Source organism: Allobacillus sp. SKP2-8 (genome assembly GCF_007559355.1).
Lineage (GTDB): Bacteria > Bacillota > Bacilli > Bacillales > Alkalibacillaceae > Allobacillus > Allobacillus halotolerans.
In genome coordinates this window covers 25814-45314 of the sequence record NZ_VMHF01000002.1, presented here as the reverse complement: position 1 = coordinate 45314, position 19501 = coordinate 25814, and the positions used below count along the sequence as shown (strand labels likewise).

20 protein-coding genes are annotated in these 19501 nt (G+C 40.0%); 19 read left to right on the top strand and 1 reads right to left on the bottom strand.

The annotated features are described in order from the left end of the window. The first annotated feature begins 13 nt into the window (after positions 1-13). From hemW to FPQ10_RS03430, 12 genes are all read left to right on the top strand, one after another. On the top strand, positions 14-1174 hold the full coding sequence (gene hemW / locus FPQ10_RS03485; RefSeq protein ID WP_144160358.1) for a radical SAM family heme chaperone HemW: 1161 nt from the start codon (positions 14-16) through the stop codon (positions 1172-1174). 69 nt (positions 1175-1243) lie between these two features. Next, entirely contained in the window at positions 1244-2275 is a 1032-nt protein-coding gene (gene hrcA / locus FPQ10_RS03480) for a heat-inducible transcriptional repressor HrcA (protein ID WP_144160355.1), read from the top strand. A gap of 97 nt (positions 2276-2372) precedes the next feature. Beyond that, a complete protein-coding gene (gene grpE / locus FPQ10_RS03475; protein ID WP_246569219.1) occupies positions 2373-2978 on the top strand; it encodes a nucleotide exchange factor GrpE in 606 nt (201 codons plus the stop codon). Between the two features lie 40 nt (positions 2979-3018). After that, complete coding sequence (gene dnaK, locus FPQ10_RS03470; RefSeq protein WP_144160352.1) at positions 3019-4842, top strand: molecular chaperone DnaK; 1824 nt, start codon at positions 3019-3021, stop codon at positions 4840-4842. Positions 4843-5092: 250 nt separating this feature from the next. After that, positions 5093-6226 carry a molecular chaperone DnaJ gene (gene dnaJ, locus FPQ10_RS03465; protein ID WP_144160349.1) on the top strand — a complete coding sequence of 378 codons (1134 nt, stop codon included), beginning with the start codon at positions 5093-5095 and terminating at the stop codon, positions 6224-6226. 33 nt (positions 6227-6259) lie between these two features. Beyond that, positions 6260-7219, top strand: coding sequence for a 50S ribosomal protein L11 methyltransferase (gene prmA, locus FPQ10_RS03460; protein ID WP_144160346.1), 960 nt, complete (start codon positions 6260-6262; stop codon positions 7217-7219). Position 7220: 1 nt separating this feature from the next. Further along, a complete protein-coding gene (locus tag FPQ10_RS03455) occupies positions 7221-7970 on the top strand; it encodes a 16S rRNA (uracil(1498)-N(3))-methyltransferase (protein ID WP_144160343.1) in 750 nt (249 codons plus the stop codon). Positions 7971-7974: 4 nt separating this feature from the next. Then, positions 7975-9330 carry a tRNA (N(6)-L-threonylcarbamoyladenosine(37)-C(2))-methylthiotransferase MtaB gene (gene mtaB / locus FPQ10_RS03450; RefSeq protein ID WP_144160340.1) on the top strand — a complete coding sequence of 452 codons (1356 nt, stop codon included), beginning with the start codon at positions 7975-7977 and terminating at the stop codon, positions 9328-9330. A gap of 16 nt (positions 9331-9346) precedes the next feature. After that, positions 9347-10018 carry a deoxyribose-phosphate aldolase gene (gene deoC, locus FPQ10_RS03445; RefSeq protein WP_144160337.1) on the top strand — a complete coding sequence of 224 codons (672 nt, stop codon included), beginning with the start codon at positions 9347-9349 and terminating at the stop codon, positions 10016-10018. A 126-nt stretch (positions 10019-10144) separates the two neighbouring features. Beyond that, positions 10145-10777: a hypothetical protein gene (locus FPQ10_RS03440; RefSeq protein ID WP_144160334.1), complete on the top strand. Its 633-nt coding sequence runs from the start codon at positions 10145-10147 to the stop codon at positions 10775-10777. Positions 10778-10821: 44 nt separating this feature from the next. Beyond that, complete coding sequence (locus FPQ10_RS03435) at positions 10822-12099, top strand: IS110 family RNA-guided transposase (RefSeq protein ID WP_144160331.1); 1278 nt, start codon at positions 10822-10824, stop codon at positions 12097-12099. A gap of 383 nt (positions 12100-12482) precedes the next feature. After that, entirely contained in the window at positions 12483-12677 is a 195-nt protein-coding gene (locus FPQ10_RS03430; protein ID WP_144160328.1) for a hypothetical protein, read from the top strand. A 31-nt stretch (positions 12678-12708) separates the two neighbouring features. Here FPQ10_RS03430 and FPQ10_RS03425 read toward each other — a convergent pair whose 3' ends face one another. Further along, positions 12709-13497: a histidinol-phosphatase HisJ family protein gene (locus FPQ10_RS03425; protein ID WP_144160325.1), complete on the bottom strand. Its 789-nt coding sequence runs from the start codon at positions 13495-13497 to the stop codon at positions 12709-12711. Between the two features lie 144 nt (positions 13498-13641). On the opposite strand from FPQ10_RS03425, the gene hisZ reads away from it, so the two are divergent. Genes hisZ through hisF form a run of 7 tightly spaced genes read left to right on the top strand, consistent with a single transcriptional unit; the run spans position 13642 to position 19499 of the window. Further along, positions 13642-14883: an ATP phosphoribosyltransferase regulatory subunit gene (gene hisZ / locus FPQ10_RS03420; protein WP_186278522.1), complete on the top strand. Its 1242-nt coding sequence runs from the start codon at positions 13642-13644 to the stop codon at positions 14881-14883. Next, positions 14870-15523: an ATP phosphoribosyltransferase gene (gene hisG, locus FPQ10_RS03415; RefSeq protein ID WP_144160319.1), complete on the top strand. Its 654-nt coding sequence runs from the start codon at positions 14870-14872 to the stop codon at positions 15521-15523. Before hisZ ends, hisG begins: the two co-directional genes overlap by 14 nt. Beyond that, positions 15516-16802: a histidinol dehydrogenase gene (gene hisD, locus FPQ10_RS03410; protein WP_144160316.1), complete on the top strand. Its 1287-nt coding sequence runs from the start codon at positions 15516-15518 to the stop codon at positions 16800-16802. The genes hisG and hisD overlap by 8 nt, the downstream gene beginning before the upstream one ends. 15 nt (positions 16803-16817) lie before the next feature. Continuing rightward, entirely contained in the window at positions 16818-17405 is a 588-nt protein-coding gene (hisB, locus tag FPQ10_RS03405; protein ID WP_144160313.1) for an imidazoleglycerol-phosphate dehydratase HisB, read from the top strand. A 17-nt stretch (positions 17406-17422) separates the two neighbouring features. Further along, complete coding sequence (hisH, locus tag FPQ10_RS03400) at positions 17423-18037, top strand: imidazole glycerol phosphate synthase subunit HisH (RefSeq protein WP_144160310.1); 615 nt, start codon at positions 17423-17425, stop codon at positions 18035-18037. Further along, positions 18034-18738 carry a 1-(5-phosphoribosyl)-5-[(5-phosphoribosylamino)methylideneamino]imidazole-4-carboxamide isomerase gene (gene hisA / locus FPQ10_RS03395; protein ID WP_144160307.1) on the top strand — a complete coding sequence of 235 codons (705 nt, stop codon included), beginning with the start codon at positions 18034-18036 and terminating at the stop codon, positions 18736-18738. Before hisH ends, hisA begins: the two co-directional genes overlap by 4 nt. A gap of 2 nt (positions 18739-18740) precedes the next feature. Further along, complete coding sequence (hisF, locus tag FPQ10_RS03390; protein ID WP_144160304.1) at positions 18741-19499, top strand: imidazole glycerol phosphate synthase subunit HisF; 759 nt, start codon at positions 18741-18743, stop codon at positions 19497-19499. The last annotated feature ends 2 nt before the right edge of the window (positions 19500-19501 follow it).

The window sequence follows — 19501 nt, the reverse complement described above, 5'->3', positions numbered from 1 at the left end:
AAGAAGGTTACCGATGACAAACGCAGCTTATATTCATATTCCTTTTTGCCATGAAATTTGCCATTACTGCGATTTTGCAAAAATGTATTACAATCAATCATTGGCAGATGACTATTTGAAGGCTTTAGACAAGGAAATGGAGCTATATATTGGAAAGCAACCAAAAACGGTACGCACCATTTATATCGGTGGAGGAACACCGACAAGCTTGAATCCAGAACAATTGACAAAATTAATGACGTCCATCTCGACATATTTTAACGTCGATGAAGTTGAAGAGTTTACGATTGAGGCGAACCCGGGTGAGTTTACAGAAGATCATGTAAAAGTTATGAAAGAATTCGGTGTCAACCGAGTCTCGCTTGGTGTCCAGGTATTGGATGATGCTTATCTGAAACAGTTGAACAGGCTTCACACTGTCGAAGATGTCAACAAAGCTGTCCACTCATTGGAGCGTCATGACCTGACAAATATTAGTATGGACTTTATTTACGCGCTACCAGATCAATCGTTAGAGCATTTCAAACAAACATTAAATCAAGCGATAGCGTATGATTTGCCCCATTATTCATCTTATGCACTACAAATCGAGCCGCGAACTGTATTTCACATGCGTCACCAACAAGGTAAGTTGAATAAACCGCCAGAGGAAACAGAAGCGGATATGCTGATCGCCTTGATGGATATGATGGAAAGCAACGGGTTAAATCATTATGAAATTAGTAACTATGCGAAAAAGGGATTTGAGAGTCAACATAATTTGACCTATTGGAGTAACGCACCCTACTATGCATTTGGATCAGGCGCACATGGGTATTTAAACGATGAGCGATATGTGAATTACCGGCCGGTGAATCATTATATTCAAGCGATCAATGATCGGAAAAAGCCGATATTACATATCGATGAAATCACGAAGAAAGAAAAAATTGAAGAAGAAATGTTTCTTGGCCTGCGAAGAAGAAGTGGCGTATCTGATTCTTTGTTTCAGCAAAAGTATGGCGTTTCTTTATTTGATGTTTACGGAAAAGAGATTAAACGATTAAGTCAAAAAGAATGGGTTGAGTACGACAAAGATACCATTCGTATGACACGGCAAGGGTTAATGTTCGGTAACGAAGTATTCTCATCATTTCTATTGGATGAAAATCAATACACTCTTATTGACAGTTAAAATGGTTTTTGATAATTTAATAATAGCATTAGCACTCGAACAAAAAGAGTGCTAACAGAGGTGAGTTAAATGCTTACAGATCGCCAATTGTTAATATTGAAAGTCATTGTGGATGAGTTTGTTGATACTGCACAACCAATCGGCTCTCGAAACATCGCCAAAAAAGATCAAGTCGGGTTTAGCCCAGCTACAATCCGGAATGAAATGGCTGATTTAGAGGAGTTGGGTTTCTTGCAAAAAACTCATTCATCTTCGGGGAGGATGCCGTCTGAAAAAGGATATCGTTTCTATGTCGATCATCTGATGGACCCATTAAAATTGACAAAAGACGAAATCATGCGCATCAACAAATATTTTAGTCATAAGATGATCGAATTGGAACGTGTTATGGAGAATTCTGCTAACATTTTATCCGAATTGACGCAGTACATGACATTGGTTCTTGGTCCTGAAATTTTCGAAACAAAATTAAAACAAGTACAAATTGTTCCGTTAACGCAGCATTCAGCGATTGCAATTCTTGTGACAGATACGGGTCATGTTGAGCACCGATCTTTTGTTATCCCTCAAGGATTAGATCGATCAGACCTTGAGAAGACGGTCAATATCTTAAATGAGAAGCTTGTGGGCATACCACTCGTCTATTTGGACCGGATGATCAAGAAAGAAGTGAGAGGTTTAATTGAGAAGTATACGTCCGACTTTTCAAAAGCTTACCAACTGCTAGAAGAAGCTTTATTGATCGACTTGCCGACCAACTTATATGTAAGTGGAAAAGGGAACATGTTAAACCAACCAGAATTCAATGATATTGAAAAGATTAAAATTCTATTCAGTATGATGGAAAGCGAAGAACAAATTGCACCGATTTTAAAATCGAAAGAAGAAGGAACCCATATTTTTATCGGACGAGAGAATAAAATCGAGGCATTAAATGATTTATCATTAATTACATCTACCTATACAATTGGCGAAGACCAAGTAGGTACGATTGCTTTACTCGGGCCAACACGGATGGATTATGCGAAAGCTGTTGCCATGCTTCAATTATGGAGTAAGCAAATGAGCCAATCGTTAAAGTCCTGGTATGATAAAAATTAATCATTTGATGTCAATCCCTACTAGTTGATTTTTAATCGATAGATGATATATTTAACAATTGGAAATCTAGGAAGCGTTACATGAGGAGGTGACTGGATTGGTCGATGAACATAACAACGAAAAAGATAGCATCGTAACAGACCCAGAAGATCATTTCGATGAAGTGATTGAAGAAGAAAATGAAACAATTGAAGATACAAATCAAGAAGAGAACGAAACTGAAGAGTCACAAGAAGCTGATTCGGAAGAAAATCAATCCGAACTCAACCAATTAAAGGATGAGAATGCTGATTTAAATGACCGTCTCCTTCGTTTGCAAGCAGACTTTGATAATTACAAAAGAAGAATGAAAAAAGAAAAAGAGACGGATTTGAAATATAAATCTCAAGAGCTTGCTACAGAAATCATTCCTGCGTTGGATAACTTTGAACGAGCGTTGCAAACAGGCGCCGATCAAGAGAATGTTGCCTCTTTTATTGAAGGCGTAGAAATGGTATATCAACAACTTCAACAAGCCTTGGAAAAAGTCGGTGTGACTGAAATTGAAGCTGAAGGAAAAGAATTTGATCCAACTGTCCATCAAGCTGTGATGCAAGTTCAAGAAGATGGATTTGAATCAAATCAGGTAATCGAAGTGCTTCAAAAAGGGTATCAGTTAAAAGACCGTGTGATCCGCCCGGCAATGGTTAAAGTAAACCAGTAATAATAAACCAAATCAAACAGTGTGCAAGGAGGATTTTTTTATGAGTAAAATTATCGGAATTGACTTAGGAACAACAAACTCTGCCGTAGCCGTAATGGAAGGCGGCGATTCTACCATCATCCCAAATCCAGAAGGAAACCGTACAACACCATCCGTTGTTTCCTTTAAAAATGGCGAGCGCCAAGTAGGTGAAGTTGCGAAACGTCAAGCAATCACGAACCCTAACACCATTCAGTCCATTAAACGTTATATGGGAACAGACCACAAAGAAGAAGCAGAAGGTAAAGAATATACACCGCAAGAAGTTTCTGCAATTTTACTACAACACTTGAAATCATATGCAGAAGAATATTTAGGTGAATCCGTTGAAAAAGCAGTCGTAACAGTACCTGCATATTTCAATGACGCTGAAAGACAAGCAACAAAAGATGCTGGTAAGATTGCTGGCTTGGAAGTAGAGCGTATCATTAACGAGCCGACTGCTGCAGCATTGGCATACGGAATTAACCAAGATGATGATCAAACTGTTTTGGTTTATGACCTTGGTGGAGGTACGTTTGACGTATCTATTCTAGATATCGGTGACGGAACATTTGAAGTTGTTTCAACTGCAGGTGATAACCGTCTAGGTGGAGATGACTTTGACCAAGTAATCATCGACCATATGGTTCAAGAATTCAAAAAAGAGAACGGTATTGATCTGTCTCAAGATAAAATGGCAGTTCAGCGTTTGAAAGATGCTGCTGAGAAAGCGAAAAAAGACCTTTCTGGTGTAGCACAAACGCAAATTTCTCTACCATTCATTACAGCGGGAGATGCAGGCCCACTTCACCTTGAAATGACTCTAAGTCGTGCGAAGTTTGAAGAGCTATCTGCCGGATTGGTTGAGCGTACAATGAAGCCAACTCGCCAAGCATTAAATGATGCTGATATGAAAGCTTCCGAAATTGATAAGGTTCTATTGGTTGGTGGATCCACTCGTATTCCTGCTGTCCAAGAAGCTATCAAGAAAGAAATCGGCAAAGAGCCTTCAAAAGGCGTTAACCCAGACGAAGTTGTTGCACTTGGTGCAGCAATCCAAGGTGGAGTCCTTCAAGGAGACGTTAAAGATGTTGTACTCTTGGACGTAACACCACTTTCACTTGGAATTGAAACAATGGGTGGCGTATTCACTAAGCTTATTGAACGTAACACAACAATTCCAACAAGTGAAAAACAAGTATTCTCAACGGCTGCTGACAACCAAACTGCAGTAGACATTCACGTGCTACAAGGTGAGCGCGAAATGGCCCAGTACAATAAAACACTAGGTCGTTTCCAATTGACAGACATTCCACCTGCACCACGTGGTGTACCTCAAATCGAAGTGTCTTTCGATATTGACGCAAACGGTATTGTAAATGTTAGTGCTAAAGATTTAGGTACAAATAAAGAACAGTCCATTACCATTAAATCTTCTTCTGGTCTTTCTGATGAAGAAGTAGAACAAATGGTGAAAGAAGCAGAAGAAAATGCTGAAGAAGATAAGAAACGTCGTGAAGAAGTTGAACTTCGTAACGAAGCCGATCAACTTGTTTTCACAACGGATAAGACAATTAAAGATCTCGGCGAACAAGTAACAGAAGACGAAAAGCAGAAAGCCGAAGAGCTTAAAGAAGAATTAAAAACAGCACTTGAAGGCGAAGATCTAGATGCTATCAAAGAGAAGAAAGAAGCACTAGAGCAAGAGGTACAGAACCTCAGCGTGAAATTGTATGAACAGGCAGCACAGCAAGCACAACAAGAAGGCGGCGAACAGCCAGAAGATGACAACGTCGTTGATGCGGATTATGAAGAAGTTCAGGACGATGAAGAGAAAAAATAAGTTTTATGTGTAAAAGTTTTAAAAAAAGTCAAAGTCAACTTACTGGCTTTGACTTTTTTTAAGGTGATTTTCTTTATGCCGATCATTTAATATGTATAGTTGGATTCTGTCTTTAAGAAAAAACATAATTAATCATTCGTAAGCAAATTATCGATACATGATCAATCAGTAAATCCGACTCTACGTTGCAGAAAGAAATCATCTAATGTTATGATAAATTTTATGTTATATGATGCAGGAGAGTGGTCTCATGAGTAAAAGAGATTATTATGAGGTCCTAGGGGTTTCTAAAGATGCCTCTAAGGATGAAATTAAAAAAGCCTATCGAAAAATGGCGCGCAAGTACCATCCCGATGTGAATAAAGAAGAGGATGCGGCTGATAAATTTAAAGAGGCAAAAGAAGCTTATGAAATTTTAGGCAATGAGCAAAAGAGAGCTCAGTATGATCAATTCGGCCATGCAGGAACACAAGGCGGCCAAGGCGGCTTTGGTGCCGGTGGTTTCGGAGCAGAAGGGTTTGGTGGCTTCGAAGATATATTTGACATGTTCTTTGGCGGAGGCGGACGTACAAGAGATCCAAATGCGCCACAAAAAGGTCAAGATCTTCAATATACGATGGAACTCGATTTTGAAGAAGCCGTTTTTGGAAAAGAAACGACAATTCATATCCCGAAAGAAGAAACATGTGATACGTGCGAAGGCTCAGGCGCCAAACCAGGCACGAGTGTAAACACTTGTTCACACTGTCAAGGGACAGGACAGTTGAATGAAACGCAGAATACGCCTTTTGGTCGCGTCGTCAATCGTCGTGTCTGTCATTATTGTAGTGGGACCGGAAAACAAGTCGAACAGAAATGCTCCACTTGCGGTGGTAAAGGGACCGTACGTAAACGAAAGAAAATTGACATTAATATTCCAGCAGGGATTGACGATGGTCAACAAATTCGTGTAAGCGGCGAAGGGAACCCTGGTGAAAACGGGGGACCTCCAGGAGACTTGTTTGTCGTGATCCGGGTAAAAAGTCATGAATTTTTTGAGCGTGACGGTGATGATATTCTGTGTGAAATGCCAATCACTTATGCACAAGCGGCACTCGGTGATGAGGTCGAAGTTCCGACAGTGCATGGCAAAGTTAAGTTTAAAATACCAGGTGGAACACAAACAGGCACTCATTTCCGCTTAAAAGGAAAAGGTGTACCGAACGTTCATGGTTATGGACAGGGAGATCAGCATATCCTTGTTAAAGTAATGGTTCCAAAAGAACTGAATGAGCGACAAAAAGAACTGCTTAGAGAACTTCATGAAATGGAAAGTGATGAAACGTTAGATGAGCATCACGACAACTTGTTTCAGCGAATGAAACGAGCATTTAAAGGTGATTAATAAAGACGTAAAAGAAAGTTGGTCGATTCACTGATGACGTGGTCTGAAATTAAAGTTCATACAACAAACGAGGCAATTGAAGCTGTTTCTCATATATTTCAAGAAGCTGGAGCGAGTGGCGTAGTCATTGTTGATCCACATGACTTATATAAGGATCATGTTACATTATACGGAACAATTTATGAGCTCGACGCTTCCAACTATCCAACAGATGGAGTCTATGTAAAATCTTATTTACCTACAGACGATTCTCTGACTGAGAAAGTGTCTTTCATCAAACAGGCCATCAGTGATTTGCCAAGATTTGATATTCCGATCGGGCGCAATGAAGTGACCCTGTCAGAGGTTCACGAAGAAGATTGGTCAACAGCGTGGAAAAAATATTATAAGCCCGTCAAAGTATCCGAACGAATTACCATAAAACCGACATGGGAGGAATATCAACCTACCACAGACGAATTGATTATTGAGTTGGATCCCGGAATGGCTTTTGGTACAGGTACCCATCCTACAACGATCTTAAGCTTGCAAGCATTGGAGCGTTACTTGAATTCGAAAGATCTTGTACTAGATGTGGGGTCGGGTTCAGGTATTCTTAGTATTGCCGCGGCAAAATTAGGAGCATCTCATGTCTATGCATACGATCTGGATGAAGTAGCGGTTACTAGCACACAAAATAACTCGACGTTGAATGAAACAGATGAGAGGATTACCGTTCAGAAGAATGATTTATTAAAAGGCGTGGAACAAGAGCCGGATGTAATCGTCTCCAATATTTTAGCCGAGATCATCATTCAATTGACCGAAGATGCTTTTCACTTGTTAAAACCGAATGGATTACTTATTACTTCTGGTATTATCCAAAGAAAAAAACAAGAGGTTTTAGAAGATTTGACGAAAAAAGGATTTCAAATCGTTGAAACGAAAGATTTAGAGGACTGGGTCTCCATTGTGGCGCAAAAGCCGGATGGTGCGAAAAAGGGTCGGGAATAATATGCAAAGATACTTTGTGTCAGTAAATGACGTACAAATGAATACGGTTACCATCCAAGGTGATGACCGCCATCATATGGCGAATGTCATGCGTTTCCAACCTGGAGATCAAGTGGTTATTTGCCAACCTGACGAAACGAGCCATATAGGTGTTATCGATCAAATTCATCCAGAAGAAATTAAAATTACTTTGCTGGAAGAGTTAGATGAACAGAAGGAGTTGCCAATAACGGTCACTGTAGCGCAGGGTATGCCGAAAGGTGATAAACTTGAACTAATCGCACAAAAAGGGACAGAACTCGGCATGCATTCGCTTCTACCTGTTCAAATGAATCGATCGATTGTTAAATGGGATGGAAAAAAAGAAGCGAAAAAGCGAGCTCGTTTAGAAAAAATTGTGAAAGAAGCTAGTGAGCAATCGCATCGAACAATCATCCCTCACATACTACCGATGACATCATTAAAAGAGTTGGATCTTCATCAGTATGATTATTGTTTGGTAGCTAATGAAATAGAAGTCAAGCAAACAGATCATTCTTCGACTTTTCGAAAAGTTCTTGGTAAGATAAATAAAAATGATCAAATACTTATAGTCATTGGTCCAGAAGGTGGGTTCTCTGAGAAGGAATTAGCTTTCTTGGATCATGACCATGTGTATTCGATACGACTTGGAAAACGTATATTACGGACGGAGACAGCACCACTATATGTACTTGCTGCTTTGTCTTTTTATTTTGAAGAATGGAGTTGATCGTGTGACGACCGTTGCTTTTCACACCTTAGGTTGTAAGGTCAATCATTATGAAACAGAAGCCATTTGGCAATTTTTTAAAGAGCATGATTATGAACGTGTTGATTTCGACCAGCATTCAGACGTCTACGTCATCAATACATGCACTGTAACGAATACCGGCGATAAAAAAAGCCGACAAGTAATCCGTAGAGCCGTGCGTAAAAACCCTGAAGCCGTTATTTGTGTAACAGGGTGTTATGCACAAACCTCTCCAGATGAAATCATGGAAATTCCTGGAGTGGATATTGTTGTCGGTACGCAGGATCGTAAAAAGATGCTAGAGTACATCGAAGTTTATAAAGAAGAAAGAGAACCGATCAATGCCGTTAAAAACATTATGAACAATCGCGTTTTTGAAGCGATGGACGTACCTGAATTTACTGACCGTACACGTGCTTCTTTGAAAATTCAAGAAGGATGTAATAATTTCTGTACGTTTTGTATCATTCCTTGGGCAAGAGGTTTAATGCGTTCTCGTCCACCAGAGGATGTCATTAAACAAGCGCAACAGCTTGTGGACGCCGGGTACCAGGAGATTGTACTTACAGGTATTCATACCGGCGGATATGGAGAAGATTTAGAAGACTATAACCTAGCTGCTTTGCTCCGTGATTTGGAAAGCAAAGTTGTCGGTCTAAAACGGATTCGAATTTCCTCCATTGAAGCGAGTCAGATTTCTGATGAAGTGATTGAAGTGCTCGATCAATCGAAAAAGATTGTCCGTCACTTGCATATTCCACTACAATCAGGTTCTGATACCGTCTTAAAACGTATGCGAAGAAAATACACCATGGAGTTTTATTTCACACGGGTGAAGAAAGTGAAAGAAGCTTTACCTGGACTAGCCATTACTTCAGACGTCATTGTTGGTTTCCCAGGTGAAACGGAAGAAGAATTCATGGAAACCTATCGTTCCATTCAGGAGATCGGTTTTTCTGAATTACACGTGTTTCCATATTCACAAAGAACCGGGACACCTGCTGCACGAATGAAAGATCAAATTGACGACGAAACAAAAAATGACCGAGTTCATCGACTCATTGAGCTATCCGATCAGCAAGCGAAAGAATATGCTTCTCTCTTTGAAGGTGAAGTGTTAGAAGTCATTCCGGAAGTTCCATATAAATTAGATCCAGATAGTGGTTTATATGAAGGGTATTCAGACAACTATATGAAAGTTGTGCTTGAGTGTTCTCCGGATATGGTTGGAAATGTAGTTAAAGTAAAAATCACAGAAGCTGGTTATCCTTATAATAAAGGGCAGTTTGTCCGTGTCATGGAAGATGATGAAGTTTATAATCAAGTAATCAGTTCATAAAAGGAGTAGATTTGAGATGGACCGGAATATCGCAGGAATGATTGACCATACGTTATTGAAACCAGATGTTCAAGCAGAACAAATCAATCAACTATGTGAAGAGGCAAAGGAATATAAGTTTGCTTCCGTCTGTGTAAACCCTACATGGGTCGCACATTGTCATGAACTATTGAAAGATTCAGATGTGAAAGTCTGTACCGTGGTCGGTTTCCCTTTAGGTGCAACAACATTAGAAACAAAAGTATTTGAAGCAAAACAAGCTGTTGAAAACGGTGCAACTGAAGTGGATATGGTCATTAATATCGGTTCACTAAAAGATCATCGCTTTGAAGAAGTTGAAACGGAAATCAAAGAAATCGTAGAAGCTGTAAAAGGTCGAGCGATTGTTAAAGTGATCATTGAAACCGTCTTATTGGACCAAGATGAAAAAGTGAAAGCGTGCGAGCTAGCTAAACTAGCTGGTGCTGACTTCGTCAAAACCTCCACAGGATTTGCCGGTGGCGGTGCAACTGTTGATGATATCCGTCTCATGCGTTTGACAGTTGGCCCTGAAATGGGTGTCAAAGCATCTGGTGGTGTCCGCAACCTAGAAGATGCCAATGCAATGTTAGATGCAGGAGCGACTCGTATTGGCGCTTCAGCAGGCGTAGATATTGTGAATGGTCAAGAAGGACAATCAAGTTACTAATTGAATTGTATGAAAGTTTATAGATGAAATGAAAACCCGAACGATTTAAAAATAAATCGCTCGGGTTTTTGTTTGCATTATGGTTTGGGTTTATCAAAATAAGTGATGATCGTGATTAAAGGGGTCGTGAGCACTCATTTATCAGCAGTTAGCTATGCTTTTTCAACAGTTGGAACTCGTTTATCAGCAGTTGGCTATGCTTTTTCAACAGTTGGAACTCAGTTAGCCGCACTTTTTCAACAGTTAGCCCTCATTTATCAGCAGTCAGCGTTGCTTTTTCAACAGTTAGCCCTCATTTATCAGCAGTCAGCGTTGCTTTTTCAACAGTTAGATCCCGTTTATCAGCAGTTAGCTATGCTTTTTCAACAGTTAGCCCTCATTTATCAGCAGTCAGCGTTGCTTTTTCAACAGTTAGATCCCGTTTATCAGCAGTTAGCTATGCTTTTTCAACAGTTAGCCCTCATTTATCAGCAGTCAGCGTTGCTTTTTCAACAGTTAGATCCCGTTTATCAGCAGTTAGCTATGCTTTTTCAACAGTTAGCCCTCATTTATCAGCAGTCAGCGTTGCTTTTTCAACAGTTAGATCCCGTTTATCAGCAGTCAGCGTCGCTTTTTCAACAGTTAGCTCTCATTTATCAGCAGTCAGCATTGCTTTTTCAACAGTTAGCCCCCGTTTATCAGCAGTCAGCGTCGCTTTTTCAACAGCATTCCTGTAGAACGTTAAATTTGGAAGTTGATAAAAAAAGAGTCCCTCGCTAAGATGATGATTATAACCAAACAACCTTATCTTAGGAGGAACTCAAATGAATTATAAAATGCAAGATAAACAAAATCAACTTATTAGACGAATTACTGACAAGCATATTGTCATTGGTGTCGACATCGCTCAGGAGATACACGTTGCACGTGCGGTCGATTTCCGCGGCATTGCGGTTGGTAAATCTCTTTCTTTTGAAAATAATGAGAGAGGATTTAAAGAGCTTATCAACTGGATCGAAGATCTAAAGATAGTAAATGATCTGCATGCTGAAATTGTCGGTATGGAGCCTACAGGACATTATTGGTTAAACCTCGCTCAGTGGTTGCACAATCAAGATATAGAAATAGTAACGGTTAATCCTCACCTGGTAAAAAACAATAAAGAAAATCGTGACAATACTCAATCAAAAAGTGATAAAAAAGATGCATTAGTAATAGCTGACATGGTGAAGAATGGCTACTATGCTTTCATTCATCCAACTTCAGAAACGTTCGAAGAATTACGTATTTTAATGTCTAATCGTGATGCGATTGTAAAAAGAAATGTTAGTACTGTTAATCAAATTAACCGTTGGATTGATATCGTGTTTCCAGAATTTAGACAGGTCTTTAAATGTATACAGGGAAAAGGTGCAATCGCTACCTTGCATTTGTTTCCTACACCATTAGAGCTTCGTAAGATGAAACCTGAAGACGTCATTAATGGATGGAAAACTATTTTAAAACGACAACCTGGAATGAAAAAAGCTCAATTGCTTATTGAATTAGCAAACCGATCTATTGGCAATCAACGAGCTAATCATGCTTACAAGTTACACCTTGAGCAATTACTCGAAGAGTATGAGCTCACAAAAGCGCAATTAGAAAGACTTGATGAAGAAATAAATAAAGCATTAAAAAACGTTACTTTTTCAGATAAGCTCCTCGATATTAAAGGAATTAGCGAAGTTTCACTTGCAGGAATCTTGGGAGAAGCAGGGGATTTAAGTGGTTTTGCACACGGGAATTCATTATTAAGACATGCAGGTTTAAACCTATCCGAGGCAAGTTCAGGCAAATGGAGAGGACAAATTGTTGTCTCAAAACGTGGCAGATCTCGTTTGCGGCGATTCCTATACTTAGCGACTCTCAGCATGATTAAGAACAACCCCGAATTTAGTAAGTTGCATGAAAACAATGTCAACGTGAAAAAAATGAAACGAATGAAATCTGTCATGAAACTTATAGGAAAATTAGCGAGAATGTTGGTAGGAATCGCACGGAAAAACGAGGTTTATTGTCCTGAAAAGGTATATCCTACAACCACTCAACTGGCAGCTTGATATAAAAATGAATTGTTTATCAGATATATTTTGATCCGAAAGGATTTAACTTTGAGTATTGACTTGTTCGCAGGATTTCAAAAAAGCACGGAGAACTGGATGGCGCTAACTAAAGGGCAATATGACCCGTGTCAGCAGCAAAAACAGGCTCCAGTCCTTGGATAGGCATAACGAAGGAATGAAAGGGCAATGACCCGTTGAGACTTGGGAGGGACAGCCTCCAAGGGCAGATGGAGAGACGTGCCATAACTTGGAAATTAATGGAGAAAAGTTGTGCCTCCTCTATTTAAGTATGCCTACAAAGAGTCGAAACGTTATATAATGCTCATTTCTTATAATATGCTCAAACAAGTTGGCTTGAAATCCTGCGAATTAGTGAGTATTTGAAAGAAAATCGTATCTTACTGAGGGAGTTAGCTCCTGTTTATCAGCAGTCAACATTGCTTTTTCAACAGTTAGGCCTCGTTTATCAGCAGTCAACATTGCTTTTTCAACAGTTAGGCCTCGTTTATCAGCAGTCAGCGTCACTTTATCAGCAGTTCGCATTCACTTATCAGCAATCTGCATCTTTACAATAACTGCAATTAGTAGAACAATGGCGTTGTTGCTTTAATCGATTTTATGAAAATCAGGCGTTCCTTTTTCAAAAGTGGAAATGTACTTGAAACCAATATCTTTCAACAGTTCTGTCGCTTCATCAATACGGTCACCTATGCGTTCTGGTTTATGAGCATCTGATCCAATTGTAATGATCTCTCCGCCCATATCATAATAAAGTTGAAGGATATCTTTACTTGGAAGAAGTCGTCCCATATTATATTTGTAGCCAGATGTATTGATTTCAATTCCTTGTCCCCGCGGCATGATCGTTTTGAAAATTTCTTCGATGATATCAAGAAAGTGATAGACTCCTTCTTCGTACTTATAACGGGTAACTAGGTCCAGGTGCCCGAGAATATTAAATCCTTCAAAATTTTTAACGCAATCATATAGTTCTCCGTAATACTTCTCATATGCTTCATCGAGCTTCAAACCCTCAAACAACTTACCTGAATGCAAGTCCTTACCATCTGTCGAATGCATGGAACAGATAATGAAGTCAAACGAACGTTCACGAAGTAATTGACGATATTGTTCTAAAATATGTGGTTGCACACCTAATTCAATTCCTTTAAGAACTTGAATTTGGCTACCAAAGCGTTCGTTCATTTTTTTGATTTCATTTTCATATTGATCCAGGTCGACATCAAACGTAATCGATGGATCAGGATATTCATAATCGATATGTTCAGTGAAACAGATTTTTTTCAACTGCTGTTTTATCCCGGCTTGGACCATTTCTTCCATTGGAACTTCACAGTCAGCCGAAAAAGTTGAATGCATATGGAAATCGTACATGTTTTTATCCTCCTAAATAGGCAATTCTTTAAATAGATATTCTATTATTTTAATGGGTTGACAAGCTGTTGTACACCTTTTAGAATGAATTTATAACTAAAATCTTTATCCTGATAAAGTGATAAACTAATAAAGGATGGTTCCGTGAAATTTACACAACAGTTACCAAAAGGGGTGGCTGACCTATTTTCGCAAGACTATCAATTGAAGCAACAAGTAATAGAAGATTTGAAACAATTGAATCGGCAGTATGGGTTCAGGCAAATCCAAACACCAACTTTCGAGTATTATGACCTATTCATAAATTTGCCAGGGACGATGGATACAGACCAGATGATTAAGATGGTTGATCATGATGGGAAAATTTTGGTGCTACGACCTGATGCAACGATACCAATTACTCGAATGGTTGCGAGCTCTTACAATGATGACCATCCAGAAAGTAAACTTTCTTATGTAACAAATATTTTCCGCATGGAGAATGGTGAATCAGATGTATTTTCACGTTCTTTTATGCAAGTCGGTGTCGAGCATTTCGGCAAGGCATGTGTGGAAGTGGATGTGGAAATGATTGCACTTGCGATTGAGTCGTTTAAAAAAGTCGGTTTAGATCGTTTTCAATTAGATATTGGCCAGGCTACTTATTTTAAGGCTCTCATTGGAGAAGCAGGTCTGTCTACAGAAGATCAACTGATCGTTCAAGAAAAGATTGAACAAAAAAATCTACCAGAGCTGAAACAGCTATTGGAAGAGTTTCAATTGGATGAAGAAATAAAGAATGTTCTTCTTCAACTGCCTCATTTATTCGGTACTTCTGAAGCCGTGCTGAACCAAGCAGATGAACTAGCGATCAATTCAAAAATGAAAGAAGCGGTTCGGTATTTAAGAGACGTTCACTCATTAGTAGATCAACTTGGTTATGGAGCATTTATATCCATCGATTTGGGATTGATCAATCATCTGAACTATTACACAGGTGTCGTTTTCCAAGGATTCATCTATGATTTCGGTAAACCAGTAATTCAAGGCGGAAGATACGATGACTTGCCTCCATATTTCGGTATGCAGCAAGACGCAATCGGGTTTGGCGTATATGTGGATGATTTGATTGCCGCGTTGAAGGCGCGAGGACTCCTTCAGAATCAAACTTCCCCCACAATACTCGTTTATGCAACAGAGTGGGCGGAGGGCTTTAAAGTAGCTCGAGAACTTCGCCGATTAGGATTTGAGGTTGAGATTACTAAAGAAGTTCCATCATCAAACAATGCTTTTGTCATCGACTTGAACACAAAGACCATTCAAACACCACAATCAAATGAGAAGAAAACATATACCAATATGGAAGATTTGACCCAGAAAGTAGGCGTGATTTATGGAAGTAATTAAAATTGCATTAGCCAAAGGTCGATTGGCTGAAAAAAGTGTCGATCTATTTGAGTCCATTGGGGTTGTTTTCTCACAGTTTCACGAGGAAAGTAGAAAATTGATTTTCAAAAGCGATCATCAGCAGTTCGAAATGATACTAGTCAAGGCAACGGATGTAGCGACTTACGTTGAAAACGGTGCTGCTGATATAGGTGTTGCAGGAAAAGATACATTGCTTGAATCGGAAGCGGATGTTTATGAAGTGATCGATCTAGGGTTTGGAAAATGTCGCTTTGCTGTCGCCGGCAAGGAAGATACTGATTTAAATGGAATGATCAAACCTCGTATCGCTTCAAAATATCCAAAGGTGACGACAGATTATTTTGAACAAAAGGGGAAACAAATTGAAACCATCAAATTAAATGGTTCAGTAGAACTTGCTCCTCTTGTCGGATTAAGTGATGCCATTGTCGACATCGTAGAAACAGGTGGGACATTAAAAGAAAACGGTCTCGTCGTTTTAGAAGACATGGTTCAAAGTAGCGCTCGATTAATTTGCAATAAGGCGAGTTTTAAGACGAAGGGTGAATCCATCCAGCCATTTATTGAAAACGTTCAGGATATGATCAAACAGTCAGAAGGTGAAAAGGCGAATGCTTAACATTGAAACCATTAATCAAAAACAGTTCTCAAAAATCAGCCAACAAAGAACATCACGTGATTCTGAAACCTATGAAGAAGTCGACAAAGACGTTCAAAAGATCATTGCCTCAATCAGAAATAAAGGCGATGCTGCAGTTTTCGATTATATCGAGCGATTAGATGGCGTGAAATTAGATGAATTATTTGTAACAGATGAAGAAATTGATCAAGCATTTAAACAAGTCGATGATGAGATGATCACTATTCTGAAAGAAGCACGAAGCAATATTGAAACGTATCATAAAAATCAATTAGAAAAATCCTGGTACGTCAATGATCAAGAAGGTATTTGGCTAGGTCAGCAGGTCACTCCAATCGAACGAGTCGGTGTATATGTGCCAGGAGGAAAGGCGGCCTATCCGTCAACGGTCTTGATGAATGTCGTACCGGCCAAAGTTGCAGGAGTAGAATCCATCACCGTTACCACCCCGGTCCAGCCTGATGGAAAAGTAAACCCGAACACATTGGTCGCTGTTTCTATTGCGGGGGCTGATCGAATATTGAAGATAGGTGGTGCACACGGAATCGCAACCCTTGCATACGGTACGGAGTCCGTTGATAAAGTCTATAAAATCGTTGGTCCAGGAAATGCATATGTCGCGCGGGCGAAAAAATTCGTTTTTGGTGACGTGGCGATTGATATGATTGCGGGTCCAAGTGAAGTTTGTATTATTGCTGATCATCAAGCTGAACCGAGATTGATTGCAGCAGATCTATTAGCGCAAGCGGAACATGACGAGTTAGCTTCTTCTATTTTGGTGACGACTTCAAAACAAATAGCTACTGAAGTGCAACAAGAAGTAGAAAATCAAATAAAATCTCTCTCCCGGCAAGATATTTTGGCCGTTTCGATTGCTGAACAAGGACGTATTTATGTCGTTGATCAGTTGAATCATGCATTTGAATTCGTGAATGAGCTAGCACCCGAGCATTTAGAAATTCTCGTTGAAAACCCTTTTGAACAACTGCCAAAGATTAAAAATGCTGGTGCAATATTTTTAGGGTCATATTCACCCGAACCGTTGGGGGATTATTTTGCAGGGCCGAATCACACCTTACCAACGAATGGAACGGCAAAATTTTCGTCACCATTAGGGGTTTATGACTTTCAGAAAAAATCGAGTGTCATTTATTACGATCAACAATCATTAGAAAAAGCCAATCAAAAGATACAGAAGTTTGCTCAAGCTGAGCGATTGGATGCACACGCAGCTTCCATTCGTAAAAGGTTTGAATAAAAAAGGAGTGAGACGATGGCTGAAGTAACTAAAAATAGAGAGACGAGTGAAACAACAATCGATTTGACTTTGAATTTGGAAGATCGGAAAGTTGATGATTCAATCGACACAGGTGTCGGATTCTTTGATCATATGCTGACGCTTTTTGCGGCACACAGTCAGTTCGGACTAAATGTTTCTGCAAAAGGTGATCTGGAAGTAGATAGTCATCACACGGTAGAAGATGTAGGCATTGTCTTTGGACAGGCATTTTTAGAGGCGTTAGGTGATAAGAAGGGCATCAAACGTTACGCTTCTACCTTCACTCCGATGGATGAATCGTTAAGTCTCGTTTCAGTGGATATCTCTGGTCGGCCTTATCTTGTATTTGACGTTGAGGGGATGAAAGACACTGTCGGGTCCTTTGATACGGAACTGGTCGAAGAGTTTTTTAGGGCATTTGTCAATCAAGCAGGGGTCACGCTCCATATTAATCTTTTTCACGGAAGCAATACACATCACATCATTGAATCGATTTTTAAAGGATTTGGTCGCGTGCTGAATGAAGCGGCTACAATTATCGATGCCAACGGAGACGTTCCCTCGACAAAAGGAACATTATAAGAGTAGGAGTGCAATCTATGATAGCCATAATCGATTACGGAGCAGGAAATTTAAAAAATGTACAGCACGCACTTAAGACGATTGGCATCTCTTCGCGTATTACCGATCAACCATCTGACTTGGAGAAAGCTGATGGTGTGATCCTTCCTGGGGTCGGGGCTTATGGAGAAGCGATGAAAAGATTGAGTGAAACGGGTTTCGATCTAGAGATCATCCGACAGGCCGAGAAGAGGAAGCCGTTGCTAGGAATTTGCCTCGGTATGCAGCTGCTGTTTGAAAAAAGCTATGAATATGGAGAACACGAAGGATTGGGATTAATTCCCGGTGAAATTGTACCTTTTGAAGGAGCAGTCAAGGTTCCGCATATGGGGTGGAATCAGATAGAACTCAATAAACGTTTTGACGACGATTCAATCATCAATCGAATTGATGAAGGGGATTATGTTTATTTCGTGCACTCTTTCTATGCCAAACCGACAAACGACCAAGACATCCTTTTCACAACGAATTACGGCGAAAAATTCACGTCTGCAGTCAAAAGAAATAACGTCATCGGGATGCAATTTCACCCAGAGAAAAGTGCAAAAACTGGTATGCAGTTACTGAGAAATTTTGGAGGAATCGTATCATGAACATATATCCAGCAATCGATATCAAAGATCAGCAATGTGTGCGACTGATCCAAGGAGATTATAATCAACAGACAGAATACGGAGATCCTGTTTTAATGGCGAAAAAGTGGAAAGAAGAAGGTGCGAAATATCTACACTTAGTCGATCTTGATGCCGCCAAAGGTGACCCGTCAAACAACCTTCGTGTCATCCAAAAAATTATTGATGAGACAGGTTTGCCGGTGCAAGTAGGTGGAGGCGTACGTTCCATTGGCCGAATCAAAGAATTGCTGAAAATGGGTGTTTCGCGAGTTATTTTAGGTACGGCAGCCGTTAAAGATCCTGAATTTTTACAAGAAGCGGCGGTTCAATTCGGTGAACAAATTGTTGTGTCAATTGATGCACGAAATGGATATGTCGCAACAGATGGATGGCTTGAAACCTCTGAGGTAGATGCCATTGAATTTTTGAAAACGTTAGAAAAAGTCGGTGTTAAAACTGTTGTGTATACGGATATTTTCAAAGATGGAATGCTTCAGGGACCAAATTTGCAAGAACTAAATCGAATGAATACGGTAAATAACCTTCAAGTGATTGCCTCGGGTGGCGTTTCTTCAGTTAAAGATATTGAACAGTTAAAAGAAATGAACATTTATGGGGCAATCGTCGGCAAAGCGATTTATGAGGGTAAAGTGAACTTAAAGAAGGTAATGGAGGTCTAGTTATGCTAGCGAAAAGAATTATTCCGTGTCTGGATGTACGCGATGGCCGCGTTGTTAAAGGCACGAAATTCAAAAACATCAAGGACGTGGACGACCCAGTTGCTTTAGGGAAGAAATATAGTGAACTTGGTGCCGATGAGCTCGTCTTTTATGATATCACTGCGTCACATGAAAAAAGAAACATATTTCTAGACGTCGTAGAAAAAGTTGGTGAAGAAGTACATATCCCCTTTACGGTCGGTGGTGGCATTCGTTCAGTCGAGGATTTCAGGAGTGTCCTGAACGCCGGCGCTGATAAAGTTTCGGTGAACAGTGCGGCGGTTTCGGACCCACAATTGATCAATGAGGCGGCAGAACGCTTCGGAAGTCAATGTGCCGTATTATCTATCGATGTAAAAAAGGAAGACGGTGACTGGTTCGTTTTTGTAAAAGGTGGTCGAGAAAACACCGGCATGAAACTTTGGGACTGGATTGATGAAGGTGTCGCTCGTGGCGCTGGGGAAATAGTGCTAAACGTAATGGATACAGATGGCGTAAAAGAAGGCTACGACGTGAACCTCATGAGTCAGGTAGCTGAACGTGTTCGTGTACCTGTCGTAGCTTCAGGCGGAGCAGGGAAGAAAGAGCACTTTTCTAAGGTGTTGAAAGAAGGGAAGGCAGACGCCGCATTGGCTGCCTCCGTTTTTCACTTTGGCGAAATAGAGATCAACGAGCTAAAAACCTATTTAAAAAAAGAGAAATTACCAATCAGGTTAGGGTGAAA

What these genes read in the sequence shown, in the direction of transcription:
- hisA (WP_144160307.1), top strand. Translation starts at nt 18,034, where the DNA reads ATGAACATATATCCAGCAATCGATATCAAAGATCAGCAATGTGTGCGA.
- hisG (WP_144160319.1), top strand. Translation starts at nt 14,870, where the DNA reads ATGGAAGTAATTAAAATTGCATTAGCCAAAGGTCGATTGGCTGAAAAA.
- hisB (WP_144160313.1), top strand. Translation starts at nt 16,818, where the DNA reads ATGGCTGAAGTAACTAAAAATAGAGAGACGAGTGAAACAACAATCGAT.
- prmA (WP_144160346.1), top strand. Translation starts at nt 6,260, where the DNA reads ATGACGTGGTCTGAAATTAAAGTTCATACAACAAACGAGGCAATTGAA.
- FPQ10_RS03425 (WP_144160325.1), bottom strand. Translation starts at nt 13,497, where the DNA reads ATGTACGATTTCCATATGCATTCAACTTTTTCGGCTGACTGTGAAGTT.
- dnaJ (WP_144160349.1), top strand. Translation starts at nt 5,093, where the DNA reads ATGAGTAAAAGAGATTATTATGAGGTCCTAGGGGTTTCTAAAGATGCC.
- hrcA (WP_144160355.1), top strand. Translation starts at nt 1,244, where the DNA reads ATGCTTACAGATCGCCAATTGTTAATATTGAAAGTCATTGTGGATGAG.
- hisH (WP_144160310.1), top strand. Translation starts at nt 17,423, where the DNA reads ATGATAGCCATAATCGATTACGGAGCAGGAAATTTAAAAAATGTACAG.
- FPQ10_RS03435 (WP_144160331.1), top strand. Translation starts at nt 10,822, where the DNA reads ATGAATTATAAAATGCAAGATAAACAAAATCAACTTATTAGACGAATT.
- hisD (WP_144160316.1), top strand. Translation starts at nt 15,516, where the DNA reads ATGCTTAACATTGAAACCATTAATCAAAAACAGTTCTCAAAAATCAGC.
- hemW (WP_144160358.1), top strand. Translation starts at nt 14, where the DNA reads ATGACAAACGCAGCTTATATTCATATTCCTTTTTGCCATGAAATTTGC.
- dnaK (WP_144160352.1), top strand. Translation starts at nt 3,019, where the DNA reads ATGAGTAAAATTATCGGAATTGACTTAGGAACAACAAACTCTGCCGTA.
- FPQ10_RS03455 (WP_144160343.1), top strand. Translation starts at nt 7,221, where the DNA reads ATGCAAAGATACTTTGTGTCAGTAAATGACGTACAAATGAATACGGTT.
- deoC (WP_144160337.1), top strand. Translation starts at nt 9,347, where the DNA reads ATGGACCGGAATATCGCAGGAATGATTGACCATACGTTATTGAAACCA.
- hisF (WP_144160304.1), top strand. Translation starts at nt 18,741, where the DNA reads ATGCTAGCGAAAAGAATTATTCCGTGTCTGGATGTACGCGATGGCCGC.